Annotated in this window: 15 protein-coding genes; 6 read left to right on the top strand and 9 right to left on the bottom strand. The window is 31.3% G+C overall.

The window, feature by feature from the left end:
* The 5 genes from Q0409_RS09955 to Q0409_RS09935 all read left to right on the top strand — a co-directional run.
* The coding region (locus Q0409_RS09955; RefSeq protein WP_298537725.1) for a uroporphyrinogen-III synthase at positions 1–532 on the top strand (532 nt) is incomplete at its 5' end.
* A gap of 91 nt (positions 533–623) precedes the next feature.
* Positions 624–1,748, top strand: a complete 1,125-nt coding sequence (locus Q0409_RS09950) for a glycosyltransferase family 2 protein (RefSeq protein ID WP_366940127.1) — start codon at positions 624–626, stop codon at positions 1,746–1,748.
* 112 nt (positions 1,749–1,860) lie between these two features.
* Positions 1,861–2,193 (top strand): signal recognition particle subunit SRP19/SEC65 family protein, encoded by a 333-nt coding sequence (locus Q0409_RS09945; RefSeq protein ID WP_298537723.1) that lies wholly within the window; start codon positions 1,861–1,863, stop codon positions 2,191–2,193.
* A gap of 101 nt (positions 2,194–2,294) precedes the next feature.
* Positions 2,295–3,788 carry a DHH family phosphoesterase gene (locus Q0409_RS09940; RefSeq protein ID WP_298537720.1) on the top strand — a complete coding sequence of 498 codons (1,494 nt, stop codon included), beginning with the start codon at positions 2,295–2,297 and terminating at the stop codon, positions 3,786–3,788.
* A gap of 235 nt (positions 3,789–4,023) precedes the next feature.
* Positions 4,024–4,851, top strand: a complete 828-nt coding sequence (locus Q0409_RS09935) for a winged helix-turn-helix transcriptional regulator (protein WP_298537717.1) — start codon at positions 4,024–4,026, stop codon at positions 4,849–4,851.
* Positions 4,852–5,025: 174 nt separating this feature from the next.
* Here Q0409_RS09935 and Q0409_RS09930 read toward each other — a convergent pair whose 3' ends face one another.
* The 6 genes from Q0409_RS09930 to Q0409_RS09905 form a co-directional block, all read right to left on the bottom strand.
* Positions 5,026–5,718, bottom strand: a complete 693-nt coding sequence (locus Q0409_RS09930; protein ID WP_298537714.1) for a Dna2/Cas4 domain-containing protein — start codon at positions 5,716–5,718, stop codon at positions 5,026–5,028.
* Between the two features lie 165 nt (positions 5,719–5,883).
* On the bottom strand, positions 5,884–6,327 hold the full coding sequence (locus tag Q0409_RS09925; RefSeq protein ID WP_298537711.1) for an RDD family protein: 444 nt from the start codon (positions 6,325–6,327) through the stop codon (positions 5,884–5,886).
* 40 nt (positions 6,328–6,367) lie between these two features.
* A complete protein-coding gene (gene hypE / locus Q0409_RS09920; protein WP_298537708.1) occupies positions 6,368–7,378 on the bottom strand; it encodes a hydrogenase expression/formation protein HypE in 1,011 nt (336 codons plus the stop codon).
* 271 nt (positions 7,379–7,649) lie between these two features.
* Entirely contained in the window at positions 7,650–8,027 is a 378-nt protein-coding gene (locus Q0409_RS09915; protein WP_298537705.1) for a 30S ribosomal protein S8e, read from the bottom strand.
* 431 nt (positions 8,028–8,458) lie between these two features.
* A complete protein-coding gene (locus Q0409_RS09910) occupies positions 8,459–9,139 on the bottom strand; it encodes a TIGR02253 family HAD-type hydrolase (RefSeq protein WP_298537702.1) in 681 nt (226 codons plus the stop codon).
* Positions 9,140–9,320: 181 nt separating this feature from the next.
* Positions 9,321–10,001, bottom strand: coding sequence for a DNA polymerase domain-containing protein (locus Q0409_RS09905; RefSeq protein WP_296856192.1), 681 nt, complete (start codon positions 9,999–10,001; stop codon positions 9,321–9,323).
* A 347-nt stretch (positions 10,002–10,348) separates the two neighbouring features.
* Between Q0409_RS09905 and Q0409_RS09900 the strand changes: the two genes are divergently transcribed.
* The gene (locus Q0409_RS09900) at positions 10,349–10,618 is read left to right on the top strand and encodes a winged helix-turn-helix domain-containing protein (RefSeq protein ID WP_292786234.1); all 270 of its coding nucleotides are present in this window, start codon (positions 10,349–10,351) and stop codon (positions 10,616–10,618) included.
* 131 nt (positions 10,619–10,749) lie between these two features.
* Here Q0409_RS09900 and Q0409_RS09895 read toward each other — a convergent pair whose 3' ends face one another.
* From Q0409_RS09895 to Q0409_RS09885, 3 genes are all read right to left on the bottom strand, one after another.
* Entirely contained in the window at positions 10,750–11,526 is a 777-nt protein-coding gene (locus Q0409_RS09895) for an exodeoxyribonuclease III (protein ID WP_298537697.1), read from the bottom strand.
* A 126-nt stretch (positions 11,527–11,652) separates the two neighbouring features.
* Complete coding sequence (locus Q0409_RS09890; protein ID WP_298537695.1) at positions 11,653–13,200, bottom strand: phenylalanine--tRNA ligase subunit alpha; 1,548 nt, start codon at positions 13,198–13,200, stop codon at positions 11,653–11,655.
* A gap of 267 nt (positions 13,201–13,467) precedes the next feature.
* Positions 13,468–14,367 carry a triphosphoribosyl-dephospho-CoA synthase gene (locus Q0409_RS09885; protein ID WP_298537693.1) on the bottom strand — a complete coding sequence of 300 codons (900 nt, stop codon included), beginning with the start codon at positions 14,365–14,367 and terminating at the stop codon, positions 13,468–13,470.
* Positions 14,368–14,375: the final 8 nt, after the last annotated feature.

Genomic DNA, 14,375 nt, shown 5'->3' with positions numbered 1-14,375 from the left:
CTGCAAAATTGCCACTATTGGCACAAAAACTGCAGAAGTAGCTATGAATAAAGGACTCCATATAGATATCATACCAAAAGATTATACTGCTGAAGGACTCATTGAAGAATTTAAAAGAATCGACTTAAATAATAAAATTGTTGGCGTTCCTCGTACATTTTCTGCAAGGACTATTTTACCAAATAGCCTCAAAGATATGGGGGCCGAAGTGATACTTGCAGAAAGCTATAAGTCAGTCATTCCAGACGAAAAAAAGGAGATTGAAAATTTAATCCAGGAAATCATAGATGAAAGAATTGATGGAATAACATTTACAAGCCCACTTACTGTGGTGAATCTCTTCAAGATAGCTAAAGATGAGCAAAAGGATGAGTTGGTTGAAAAATTATCAAGTTCTACACTTACAGTAGCTATTGGGCCAATAACTGGAAAAATACTCGATGACTATAATGTAAAGCACATCTATCCTGAAAGATACACAGTCAAAGACATGATTGACTTGATGTTTAGGGAATTGAACAATCAAAATTAGAAAAAATAATGCACTAAAAAAATAATTTTTATTGGAAAATTAGACAATATTGAATATAATTATAATATAATTTAATCTTAGTAAAGGAGGAATTTCTATCAGCCAATTTAAGATAAGCATAATCATACCTGTTTACAATGGAGAGAAATATCTTCCGATTACTTTAGATTCGGTTATCAATCAAACAATAGGTATTGAAAACCTTGAAATAATAATAGCTAACGACTGTTCCACTGACAATACAAAGCAGATCATTGAAGATTTTAAGGAAAGAATCAACAATCAAACTAATAAGGAAACCGTTAAGTCAATCAATCTTGTGGAAAATATGGGTGGGGCGTTCGGTCCTCGAAACATAGCATTGGATCATGTGAATGGAGAATATCTTATGTTCATTGATTCAGATGACACTTATCCTTTGGATGCCTGTGAAACATTATACAATAAGATCAATGAATATGATTGTGACATTGCCTTTGGAAGATACTTAAGGCATTACCCAGAAGCAAATATCATTAGAAAATCATACACTCCATACACAGACAGCTTGGAAAGGCCATATCTTGACTACCTTGATGATTTGGTTGAAGGGTCTAATTTAAATGGATTCATAGGTTCTCTCTGGAAAAACGTCATGAGCAGATTCTTTTACGGCAAATCCATAAACAATGAAAACAATGACGAGATATTCATCAATGATTTCAAAGCGGAAAATGATGATGAAATAGCTATCTTAAAGATCTTGCCATCATTCTGGAGTAAAATATACAGAACAGAACTGATAAAGGAAAATGCAATCAAGTTTCCAGAATGCATATCTGCTGAAGACTTGAACTTCCTATTGGAATCATATATCAAAAGCGAAAAGGGAATTCTTTTCCTGAACAATAAGATTGTCTACAATTACTTCATGAGACTGGAAGATGAAGACAAGTCAATTACAAAAAACATTAATTTCAGATTAGTGCATGATTCACTGAAAGCCTACAGATTGTCTTCAGAGCTTTCTGATGAATATGGCATAAGAAACAAAGACCTCTTCCTAAACCCATATCTATTGAATTGGATTAACCTATGGCTAAGCAGGGATAATTCAAAAGAGGAAAATAAAGTATTCCTTAATGAGATTGAAATGATGGAAAAGGGCAATAGGAATGGGTTGAAATACAAGCTGATTCTAAAATTCATTAAAGTCCTATTGAAAATCAAATCATGATTATAATAATGAGAATCTAAAAAATTAAAATTATGAAAATAAATAATTTTTAAATATTATGCTAACATATTATAATTAAGAAAGCAAATGAAAAATAAAAAGAGGTGAAAAAATGAAAGATGTAATGATTTGGCCAATATATCTTGATGCTGAAAAATCATTGAATGAAGGCAGGAAAATATCCAAAGAATATGCCGTCTCTGAACCAAGAATCAAGGAAATCGTAAAGGCTACTCAAAAATTAAGATACAAGTATTATGCTGAAGAGGATAAGGCTTATCCTGGAGAATGGTACAATAAATCAGGAAGAGTCATAATTACCACTGATGACAGCAAAAAGGAAATTCTAATCAACTTATCAAACACCATAAAACAAATGAGAGAAGCTAAACAATCAAATAGGCCTAACAACAAAAAAGGCAAAAAAGGAAAATGGAAAAAATAAATTTCCTACCACTATAAAAAAATAAGAAAAATAAAATAAATAAAATTAAATAAAATTAATAAAAACGATTATTCACTATAAACAAATAAAAAGGCGTTAAAATGACAAGCATACCACCAGAAATGAAAGAAAGATATGAAGAAGCCAGAAGACTTATAGAATCTTCTAAAGACATTAAGATTTACAGCCATACTGACTGTGACGGAATCTCATCTGGAGCTATTCTCACAGGAATCCTAAAAAAGATAGGCAGACAATTAGGAAAAGATTTTGAAATTGAAATCGTCAACTTGGATGTTTTGGAAAACGTTCCAATAGAACATGAGTTGACAATATTTTCAGACCTTGGATCTGGACAGCCTGTTGATAAGAATGCAAATAAGGATTCCAAAATACTTATTCTTGATCACCACCCTCCACTTAGAGACATTGATTACGGTAATACAGTAGATTATGATTACTTGGAAATAAACCCTATTTTTTATGGAATAGACGGTTCCCAAGAAATTTGTGGAGGAGGTTTATGCTACCTTCTTGCTAAGGAGTTTGGTTTTACCGATTTAAGTTGGCTTGGAATATTGGCAGCTATTGGAGATATACAAAACGGTAAAACCGGGAAATTGGAAGGATTGAACAGAACCATTCTTAAGGATGCTGAAGAAGAAGGATTGGTTAAGATTATTCCAAATGACTTATCATTATACGGCAGACAGACAAGACCTCTGTTTGTTGCATTATCCTATTTCAGCGATGTTAACTTGGAAATTACAAATGACCAGAATAGGTCATTGGATCTTTTGAAAAGGCTTGGCATAAATACCAGAAACCCTGTAAATGACACATCAATCAGATCTTGCGATTTAAGCCAACAAGACAAATTCAAATTAATCAAAGAACTAATCAACATGATTACAAAGGAAATCCCAAGCAGATATGCTATCCATGCTCCAAAACTAGTTATGGGAGAAAGCTACGAATTTGATAATGAAGAGAAGTACACTTTCTTAAGGGATGCCTCTGAATTCTCTACAGCAATGAATGCATGCGTTAGAAATGGAAGACCAGAAGTTGCATTGAAACTATTGGATTTGACAATAAAGAGAAATGAAATCTTAAGTGACAGCAAGGTTTCAATAGACATTGAAAGCGATAGGGCTGTTGTGCTTGATGAACTTGAAGAGATTTCAAAAGCTCATAGATTCTATTTGGCACAGAACATCAAGATGATTGGCGAGACCGACTCTATTGTGCAAATGAAAAATCTTCAGTATTTCGATGGAGAAGGCATAAGAAGCAATGTTGTAGGTACAATTGCTGGAATGGTTCTCAGTCAAGGAGATTGGAGAAAACCTATTATTGCATTTACACAAGTGAGTGAAGAGAATGATGACCTGAAGATTTCACTTCGTTGCTCTAAGCTGCTCGCTTATGACGGAGTTCACTTTGGAAAGATAATCAGAAAAGTGTCTCAGAGTTTAGGTGGAAACGGTGGAGGCCACGATGTCGCTTGTGGAGCTTATATCCGTAAAGACCAAAAAGAAGAATTCTTTGAAATGATGAATAATGAATTGGAAGGTAAATTGGTACTTGATTAAACCATCAAAGCCAATTTATTATTTTCAATACTATTTTTTTACATATACATTTATTAAGACTGCTTTTACAATAAATCATTCTAAAACTATTTTTTTAAGCAACTTTTTTTAAATAATTTTTACATTCAAATAGACTTTATAAAAAAGTAAAATAAACTTTAAATATTATAAGGGACAAAGTAACTATTAACTAGAAATAATTAATTCTTTGTATAAAAAAAATTAAGTGGTTATTATGGAGATCTTACAAAAAAGAGGAGCATTGACTCATTTTCAAATTTTAGGGGAAATCTCTAAGCAAGAACCAAATCTTAAGCAAAAGGATTTGGCTGAACGTTTAGGAATTACAATTCAAGCGGTTTCTGAAAATATCAAAACATTGACTGAACTTGAATACATCACTTCTAAAGATGGTAGAGCACCATATAAGATTACCCAAAAGGGAATTGCTAAAGTCAAAAAAGATGCAATCACCTTAAGAAAGTACTCTGACAGTGTTCTTGAAACCATGACCTATTATAAGTCTACCTGGCCAGCAATTGCTAAGGAAGACTTGAAGGAAGGTGATGAAGTAGGTTTATTCATGGAAGATGGCAGATTATACGCTTCAATCAATGCACAGACTGACGCTTATGCTGATGTAATATTGGACACTAAGAAAGGATTTGATGTTGCTTTAACCAATCTTAAAGGAACCATTGAAATCAAGGAAAGTAAAATCCTAATAATTACATTGCCTCCAATAAAGCAAGGAGGATCAAGAGCTGCTGATATGGACCTGATTAAGGAAATCTATGAAGGAAAATATGAAAACTATGGATTAAGCTCAATCGATAAGGTTGCAGCAATTGGAACCACTTCTCATGTAATAGCTAATGCATTAGATATGCCAGTAGACATTGAATTTGGAGTGAGTGAAGCAGCCCAATCTGCAGTTAGAAAAGGATTGAATGTTATGATTCTTTCAATCGGAGATATGAGCAAAAACATATCAAAAGACTTAGAAGAGGCTAATGTCCCATATCAAGTCATAGATGCTAAAAAAATAAATATGGAACTTTAAGAATATATTTTTAATATATTTTTAAATTCTCTTCTTTTTTATACTATTTTAATCATTACAATAAAAAAAAAAACTATTTTTAAAAAATATTCTAAAGTTTAAAAAAAAGAATAAAAAACTATTTTTAAAAAATATAATTAATTTTAAAAAAAAGAGTGAAAAACTATTTAGTAATTAAATTGCTTTTTCTTCACAATAGCTCTGGAATCTGCATTTTCTACATTTATTAGGGTTTTTAGTAGGTATAGGATCTCTTTTATCATCGATTAATCTATGTAAAAAATTGATTGTATATCTAATATTCTGTTCATTGCTTTCATTGAATTCTTCGCTCCAGAATATGTTATCTGTTCCCCTTTGCCTTAATGCAGCGATTATTGTACGTTTATCATTTCCCACCATATTCTTAAATGCCAAGCAATAAGCGCGAACTTGATTGATTGTTGATGGATAAGCCCTATTTCCTGGTTTATCGTCAATGATTATTATCTTATCAGGAGTCATTCTAACTTCATCAATAAAACCACGAATTCCATTTTCAGTATCAATTACAAACATTTCACGGGATAATATTTCTTCTTCCTTAGACAATTCAAAAGCATCCTCAAAAGTTGATGGCTGAGCTGTTTCCTTAAATTTTTCCTCTAACCTGGAATGCCCTTCAGTCCCTTCAAGCATTTCCCGAGTAGGTGCAGTGCTGACTCCTTGACAGTATTCAAGGTACAAACTGTATTCACAATATCCTTGTGTATTTAGCCAGCTTATTGGAAAATTAGCCTTTTCATCAATGATCCGAACACTCTTATAATTTTCATGAAGTTCAAAATCTAAAATATTAAATTCGTCTACAATAAGTTTATTTTCCATAGAATCCCCCTTTAATATAAAAAAATTTTATAAAAATAATCTAAAATAACCTAAAAATATCTAAAATAATCTAAAATAACCTAAAAATATCTAAAATAATCTAAAATATCTTAAAAAAGAAACAAGAGTACAAATAAAAAATAAATGATAAAAGATAATTAAAGATTATCTTCTAGCAAAAAATAAATCTGTATCCTCTTCAACAACAGTGGTTCTTGTAATACCGTCTAAAAGTCTGGCTTTACCTGTAATTCTTCCGAGAATTACATCAATGATTATTGGGAACCAGTAAATTTTAGAAAGGGATCTGATCAATGCTTGAGAAAAAGTAAGGGAATAATCTCTTCCAAGTCTTCCTCTTCTTGGCACTGCTGATTTAACTTCTATAAACATCAACCTTTTACCAATAGTTGCACCTATACTCTTCTCTAAAATTGTGAAATACAATAAAATCAAAATTGGAAGAACAAATACAAAATAATGGTAAATCTGGAACATATTGAAGTAGTTTATAAAGAAATATGCGAAATAAGATACAATCCACATAAATGCAGAAACTACAAAGAAATCAAGAATATATGCTACAACTCTTTTACCGAATAAGTCCATCAAATCACCATCTGATTCATTTTAATTAATAAGATTTAATTTAACATACTCTTGGAACAGGGTCTGCTATAGGAGTTTCCAGGATTCTGACTCCTCCAATGCCTGTTTCAATCAATACTTTATCATCATCAATAACTTCACCGATAATAGCTGCATCCTTACCGTATTTGTCTGTTTTAATAGCTGCTAAAACTTCTTCTGCCTTTTCAGCTTTTACACCCATCAAGACTTTTCCTTCATTAGCAACTTCATATGGATCAATACCCAACATATCAGATGCTGCTCTAACTGCTTCCTTAACTGGAATAGCTTCATCCTTAAGCATGACTCCAACTCCAGATTTACGAGCCATTTCATTTATGCAGTTTGCAAGCCCTCCACGAGTAGGGTCTTTCATAGCAGTTACTCCACCTACTTCAAGAGCTTTGGAAATGATTCCCCACATTGGAGCTACATCGGATTTCAATTCGGTTTCAAACCCGAAACCTTCCCTAAAGGACATTAAGCTCATTCCGTGGTCTCCAACACTACCAGTGATTATGATCTTATCTCCCACATTTAAAGTGGAATCCTTAATGACTTCTCCTTTTTTAGCTATTCCAATACCAGTAGTTACAATTACAATACCATCAAGCTTATCCTGTTCCATTACCTTAGTGTCTCCAGTGATGACTGCTACATCAGCCTCTTCACAGGTATCGCTTAAGGATTTGATGATTTTATCCAAGTCTTCAATTGGAAAACCTTCCTGTAAAATCATTGCATTTGAAATAGCTAAAGGCTTTGCACCCATTACAGAAACATCATTTATAGTTCCTGCTGCGGAAATTCTTCCAATGTCTCCACCAGGGAAGAACAATGGGTTTACGGTATGACCATCAGTTGTAACAACAATCTCATAATCTCCAAGAGGTATTGTTGCACCATCATCCAATGCGTCTAATCCGTATCCTCCTTCAACTGATTTTTTTGATAAATTATTTAAAATGGTCTGTGAGATTAAATTTCCCATAACTTCTCCACCAGCACCATGTGACATTCCTATCTTCATTTTATCTCCTTAAAATTAATAATTAAAATAAATAACAAGCAAAATTAACATCTTGCTTAAACTTATAAAAGATTCGTAATATCTTCAATAGTTTATAACATTATAATATATCTAATTAATATTAAATAAGTATTTGCAATTTTATAAAGAAATTGAAAATAAAACTGATTAAAAAAATAGAATGATTAAAAAAATTAAAAAGAATAAAATAATTAAAAGTAGTAAAAAGTGTAATAAAGTAAAATAAATAAAAAAAGATAGAATAACAGAATTATTCTACAATAACTCCGTTAACAACACCATCTTGACCAGGTCTGGAGGTAACTTTTGCGTGACCTAATTCGGTTTCTACAATAGCACCTTTGGTGATGATGTTCCTTCTTACGTAGTTAGGGTTAGCACTGTTTTCAATTACGTTTAAGATCTCTACAGTGTGAGCTTTACCATCAGCATCGATAACGTTGATTTGGTTTCCAAATGCTAATCTGTGTTTTTCGTTTCCACCACGGGTTCTGATTTTTCTTAATTTTTTCTCACCTAATCTGGTTTCTGCAGATTCTCTACCTAATTCAGATTTCCTTTTACCACGGTTTGCAACTCTTCTAGCACCAGATGGAGATCTGGTTGATTTTCCTTGACAAATAGCCATAACAATATCTCCTTATATTATTTTTTCCGTAATCTATGTAATTATTAATTTTTCATTTCCAAAAGATTTCAAGTTAATTTTACATAAAGTAATCTTATGGAATTAATTTTCTAAAATATGAAACTCAAAAAACAAGCTTCCGCTTTGCTTGATAAGAGATAAATTCAATAAAAATTTATTTTCAAATAATTATTAAATTTATTTTTGATTTATTTTTTTAAATATTGAGAATGAAATTCTCATAAATAAGCAAGTTAATTAATGATTCTTACTGCAAGATAAAATAAGAATGTATATATTTATATTCAAAACTATATATAAAGGTAACTATTTTTAGAACTTCAAAAAATTGAAATTAGAAAATAAATATTAAAAAAATAGAATAAATTAAAAAATTAAAAAAATAAAGGGAAAATTTAAAAATAAAAAATTTATAAAACAGTATCCACATCAGAAATACTGTCTAAAACAATGATGTCAATGTCTTCTTCATTCACTCTTTCTTTTTCTTCTTCATCTAAAGTGGAATTGACAAGAATAGCGCTCATTCCTGCATTAACTGCTCCCATACAGTCAACATCCAACTTGTTTCCAATCATAACGCTTTTCTTAACGTCACATGCCATTCTTCTGCATGCTTCAATATATATTTCAGGATCTGGCTTTTCAACTCCCACTTCCTCTGAAGTGATTACAATGTCAAAGAAGTGGTACAAATTCAATCTGACTAATTTTTCCCATTGCTTAATGGTGATTCCGTTAGTGATTGCACCTAATTTATATCCTTTACTTTTAAGATAAATCAATATTGCACTTGTTCTTGGGAATGGTCTCAAAAGAGCAAATTTGACATTGTGATATGTTGTCATTCCAATAGCTACCAAAAGAGGGTCTTCCTTTCCTAAAACTTCTTCTGTTAAGATATTGAAGTGTTTGGAATAGTTTGAACCTTTCTCTTTAATAATATCCTTTAATAAGTCATATGCTTCATCTTGCTCTAAAGGCAAGCCATTGTTGCACATACTTTCAATAGCTGCATGTCTTGCTAAATCAGCAAAGCTTGAAGTGTCTACAAGGGTATCATCAATATCAAAAAATACTGCTTTTGTCATTATTACACCAAATATTAAATATTTAAGCAATTAAGCATTAAATTTCATTTCAATAATATATTTCAATTAATAATTATTTCATTCAATAATCTAATAATATATTTATTTTATTATTATATAAAAATTCCTAAAGAAATTTATTCATTTATCCCAATATTTCCAAATTCAAATCAATAGAGAATTAGAAGAAAGCATCTAAACTTTGTTGCCTTTCATTGGAAGATAATTCCCTTAATCTATCCTTATCATAACCTAAAGGTTCCATCATCCTTGAAACAGCAGGAATTAACTGATTTTCAATATAGTATTCCTTATCATATTCTATTCCTTCACTATACTCATAAGGAACGGCCCTTTGGCTTATTGAACCTTTTCCCTTAGCTATAATATACTGAACAATGGTTCCTTTTCCAACCTTGATTCCATGAGATTCTATCTCTCGAGCTGCAATTACATGAGGTCCAACCTGCTTGTAATCATCAAGATTTTTTGTGATTTGAGTATGAATAACCAGTTCTTTCATGTCCAAATTGCCAGATTTGATTTGCTTAAGGACTTTACTTATGATCTTTTCAGCCTTTTTAACATTACCCTCTTCCAAAATAGCCATTAAGATATCTTCCTGAGTTTTCTTTGCAATTGGAGCCCAATCTCTTCTAACCAGTTCCAATCCTTTTGCAATGATCTTTCCATCTTCTATGACAGCATATCTTTTTTTGCTTACAAAGAACCCTCTTCTATAGAATCCTTCAAATTCCAATTCCATTGTATCAGGTAAAGAGCCATTAAAATAAGATAGGAACTTATCCTTTTGCACCTTAATCTCATTTTCAATAGCTATTTGTTCAGGGGATTCAATCATTTTTACACCTAAAAAATCATTATTCTATACAAGTATATCTTTTTTATCTTTTTAATAAATGTTTTTAATATTGCCTTTGATTGAATTTGAAAATTATTTTTTAGACTTATCTATCTAATATCTATTTAATATCTATCTAATATCTATTTAATATCTATCAAATATCTATTAAATATCTATCAAATAGATATTATGAACTTAAACATTTAATATTTGATATCTAACTTAATATTAAGAATAGTAATATATATTAAACCCAAATCGAACTCTTAACAAAAAAATAAATATAATAAAGTTCAATATAATAAAAACAGTTTAATATAATAAAAACAGTTGAAGGGATTGCTATGAAAGACTCTGAAAAGATTATTATAGAATTCATCAAGTTATCCAAAAATCGAGAGAAAATATTCAAGGCATTAGATGGGGAAACTTTAAAGCCTACAGATATAAGCAAAAAGACTAATATCCATAGTAACAACGTAAGTCGTATCTTAAGCCAATTACGAGAAAAGAATTTAGTTCGTCTATTAAACCCCGAAACCAAAAGGGGCAGATTATATGAATTAACAGACTATGGAAAAGAAATTTTAAATTTAATGAAATCACAAAATTAAGATTCATTAAATTAAAAAAAAATAATTAAAAAATAATTAAAAATTAAAAAAATAGCAAATAAAAATAGTAAATAAAAATAGTAAATAAAAATAGTAAATAAAAATAGTAAATAAATAATAAAAAAATAGAATTATATTTCTATTTCTAAAGCTATAGGACAATGATCAGAACCCTCAATGTCAGATTTGATATAGGATGCCTTGACATTGTCTTTAAACTCTTCATTTACAAAGAAGTAATCTAAACGCCATCCCACATTCCTTGTTCTAGCACGGGTTCTATAACTCCACCAGGTATATTTGTCTCTTTCGTCTTCATGCAACATCCTAAATGTATCAATAAAACCATTGTCCAAGAACTTAGTAACCCATTCCCTTTCAATAGGCATGAAACCAGAAGTATTTTCATTTTCCTTAGGCCTTGCAAGATCTATTTCCTTATGTGCAGTGTTTAAATCACCACAAATCACTAAATTATGACCGTTATCCCTTAAATCATTAGCATAATCGAGGAACGCATCATAGAAATCAAGCTTATATCTCAATCTTTCCTCACCATTTCCTCCATTAGGATAGTAAATGTTTAAAAGAGTGAACCCATCAAAATCCAATCTTTGAAGTCTTCCTTCAACATCAAACTTTTCAATCCCCATTCCAGAATAAACCTCTTTAGGTTCAATAGCGGTATAAGTTGCTACACCACTGTATCCTTTCCTTTCTGCTGAATTGAAATAGCTTGTATAATCAGGAATATTCACTAATTTTTTAGGCAATTGGTCTATTTGAGCCTTGGTTTCCTGAAGGCATACAATATCTGCCTTTTCCGCATTAAACCAATCTAAGAAACCTTTTTTATGAATAGCTCTAATACCATTTACATTCCATGAAATAAGTCTTATATCAGTCATAAAAATCACTTTAAATAATAATTGAAAAATTGAATAAATATATCTAATAATCAGATAATCAGATTATAAAAAAATTAAGAAAAATAAATAAAAAAAAGAATAAAAATAAAAAGATAAAGATTGAAATTAATCAAACTTTACTCCTTCTTCTAAAGGAACCTCTCTTAACCAGCTAATGTCACTCTTATAAAGCATTCTGATATCAGATAAATCATATCTAATCATAGCAAGACGTTCAATACCTAAACCGAATGCTAATGCTGGTGTGTCGATTCCTAAAGGCTCTAGAACTTCTGGTCTGAACATTCCACAACCACCAAGCTCAATCCAGCTTTCCTTTTCTTCCAAGTAAATTTCACACTCAGTTGAAAGATAGGTGTAAGGGAAATAAGCTGGTCTGAATCTTACTTCAAATCCTAATTTCTTATAGAATTCCTTTAAAGTACCTAAAAGGTTTTGATAGTTGATTCCAGGAGCGGCAACAAGTCCTTCAACTTGATGGAACTCCGGCAAATGCTTGTAGTCAAAGGTTTCTCTTCTGAATACCCTTCCTACTGAAAACATCTTAATAGGAAGTTCACCTTTTGCCAATCTTTGAGTGGAAATTCCAGTTGTATGAGTTCTTAAAACAGATTGGCGAGCAATATCCTCATCCCAATTATAGTTCCAACCTTCTGAACCTGTATTTCCACCATCTTCATGAGTTTTAGCCACTTTTTGAACAAGCTCATCATCTGGCAAATCGCAAGTCAATGGATTTTTTACATAAAAAGTATCCTGCATTTCTCTTGCAGCATGATCTTGAGGTTGGAAAAGAGAATCGAAATTCCAGAAAGCAGATTCCAAATAATCACCTTTATCTTCAGTGAATCCCATATTCAAGAAGATTTCTCTAATTTCCTGAATGATTCTTCTTAATGGATGCTCTTTACCTGGGAAGAATATAGGGTACTCTGCATTGATATCATAAGGTCTGTATTTCAAGTCTTTCCAAGATCCTTCCTTAAGCTGTTGGTGAGTCAATTGGGTAGCTTCCTCTTCAATGGTGAAGCCAAGCTCTAAAATCTCACGACCTAAGTCTGTTAATTCAAAACTGTGAAGAGTTGTCTTTTGCTCCGCAATGAGATTTTTCCTCTCTTTAAGTGCAGATAAACCTTTAGCCATATCTTCATCCAATTGTTCTTTAGACACTTGTGCCTTTTCAATAAGGGTTCTTAATAATGATTCATCATCACCTAATTTTTCTTTGCTGGATTCACCTACATCAGTAATGGATAATACTCCCTTATCCATTTTTGCCCAGCTTTTACGAACCAACCAACCAATTGAGATATTGACTTCTTTTTTGTCAAGCCCTTCTAAACTAGCCAAATCCTTCATGGCCAATTGCTTTTTATCCTGCAATACCTTTAGGATTCTCCTTTCAGGAAGGCCTATTTCAGCATATTTTTTACCATTCTCAGTCAAGCTAAATTTCTCTTTTGTCTCTTTGTTTACAATGATGATTCCTTTAGAAGCTAATGATCCCGCAGCACTCATAACTGATTTAATATTCAAACCAGTGCTTTCAGCTATTTCGTCAGGAGTTGCATTTTCATTAATCTCTAACTCTTTTAATAGCTTTTTTTCATAAATATGTAATTCATTAATAATTTTATTAATATCTTCACTCATCTAAACACCAGATGTTTTTTATAATTAATTGATAAGAATAATTGATAGATAATATTTTGTAGATTATTTAATTTAAAAATTATACTAAATATCTATCATTTCATAATATTATAATATATCTCTAATCTAATTAATAAATATATTCAAAAATAGAAAATTGATTTAATAAAAAATTAAAATAATTTGATAAAAAATTAGATGAAATAAGCATAAAAGAATAAAAAAATAAGAAAATAAGAAAATTAGAAAAATAAAAAAGAATAATGATTAGAAATTATCGGCAAGATATGATAAGAATATAGATGCTGCAGTTAAATCAGCTGTTGTTCCAGGATTCAACTTATTATCATAGAGATAATCATCAAATTCCAATAATTTTTCTAAAAATGAATCGTCATCCTTAAATTCCAAAATCTCACTTGCCTTTTGGGATACGGATTCCGCCACTTCATTACCGTATTTTCTTGAAATTAAAGTGTCTGGAATTTGAGAAAGAATTGTCATGAATGTTAAAACTGTAGCATTATTGATTACATCAACATCATCAGAGGTTTTCCAAAAGCTTGAAAAACAAGGAGATCCTATTTCAAAACAAACAGGCATTTTATTGGTGAGTTCATTTGCTAATCTGTCCCAACCAGCTGAGATTTCCAAAACATCAAACATTGTCTGATTGTTTGCACGCAATTCATCCTTTGCCTTTTCGCTCATCACATCAAATTCATCCTGATCTCCCATTCCACCAGCATCTGCAACATTGATTGCATCATAAAGGTTTACTGCATCCTCAACAGTTGTAGCATCCATTAAACGACCTACATTCTCTTGAATTTCATCAAAACTATCACTTATTGAAGCTGCAGCTGCAATTGGAATGCACATCATCATAATGCCTAAATTAGTGTTGGTTTCAATCCATCTATTGGTTTCATCAACAGCTTGGAAGATGTATCTTCCTAATTCCGCTTTGGACAAATCATCGATTTCCTTAGCTTGGCTTGCAACAGCTTCCATAGTATCTCCAATAACTACAGCACTTATCGCAAAGTCTTGAAATACCATATCATCGTAATTTCGAGTTCTGTGAACATTTCCAGGTTTTGGCCAACCACTCACTTCAAGAACAGATGCAATTTGAGCCAATTTAGCAATTTCTTTTGCTTCCACAAACATTC

Source organism: uncultured Methanobrevibacter sp., assembly GCF_937898925.1.
Lineage (GTDB): Archaea > Methanobacteriota > Methanobacteria > Methanobacteriales > Methanobacteriaceae > Methanobrevibacter.
The sequence above is the reverse complement of the archived record's forward strand: the minus strand, read 5'-3'. Positions and strand labels throughout refer to the sequence as shown.

What these genes read in the sequence shown, in the direction of transcription:
- Q0409_RS09945 (WP_298537723.1), top strand. Translation starts at nt 1,861, where the DNA reads ATGAAAGATGTAATGATTTGGCCAATATATCTTGATGCTGAAAAATCA.
- Q0409_RS09940 (WP_298537720.1), top strand. Translation starts at nt 2,295, where the DNA reads ATGACAAGCATACCACCAGAAATGAAAGAAAGATATGAAGAAGCCAGA.
- Q0409_RS09935 (WP_298537717.1), top strand. Translation starts at nt 4,024, where the DNA reads ATGGAGATCTTACAAAAAAGAGGAGCATTGACTCATTTTCAAATTTTA.
- Q0409_RS09930 (WP_298537714.1), bottom strand. Translation starts at nt 5,718, where the DNA reads ATGGAAAATAAACTTATTGTAGACGAATTTAATATTTTAGATTTTGAA.
- Q0409_RS09925 (WP_298537711.1), bottom strand. Translation starts at nt 6,327, where the DNA reads ATGGACTTATTCGGTAAAAGAGTTGTAGCATATATTCTTGATTTCTTT.
- hypE (WP_298537708.1), bottom strand. Translation starts at nt 7,378, where the DNA reads ATGAAGATAGGAATGTCACATGGTGCTGGTGGAGAAGTTATGGGAAAT.
- Q0409_RS09915 (WP_298537705.1), bottom strand. Translation starts at nt 8,027, where the DNA reads ATGGCTATTTGTCAAGGAAAATCAACCAGATCTCCATCTGGTGCTAGA.
- Q0409_RS09910 (WP_298537702.1), bottom strand. Translation starts at nt 9,139, where the DNA reads ATGACAAAAGCAGTATTTTTTGATATTGATGATACCCTTGTAGACACT.
- Q0409_RS09905 (WP_296856192.1), bottom strand. Translation starts at nt 10,001, where the DNA reads ATGATTGAATCCCCTGAACAAATAGCTATTGAAAATGAGATTAAGGTG.
- Q0409_RS09900 (WP_292786234.1), top strand. Translation starts at nt 10,349, where the DNA reads ATGAAAGACTCTGAAAAGATTATTATAGAATTCATCAAGTTATCCAAA.
- Q0409_RS09895 (WP_298537697.1), bottom strand. Translation starts at nt 11,526, where the DNA reads ATGACTGATATAAGACTTATTTCATGGAATGTAAATGGTATTAGAGCT.
- Q0409_RS09890 (WP_298537695.1), bottom strand. Translation starts at nt 13,200, where the DNA reads ATGAGTGAAGATATTAATAAAATTATTAATGAATTACATATTTATGAA.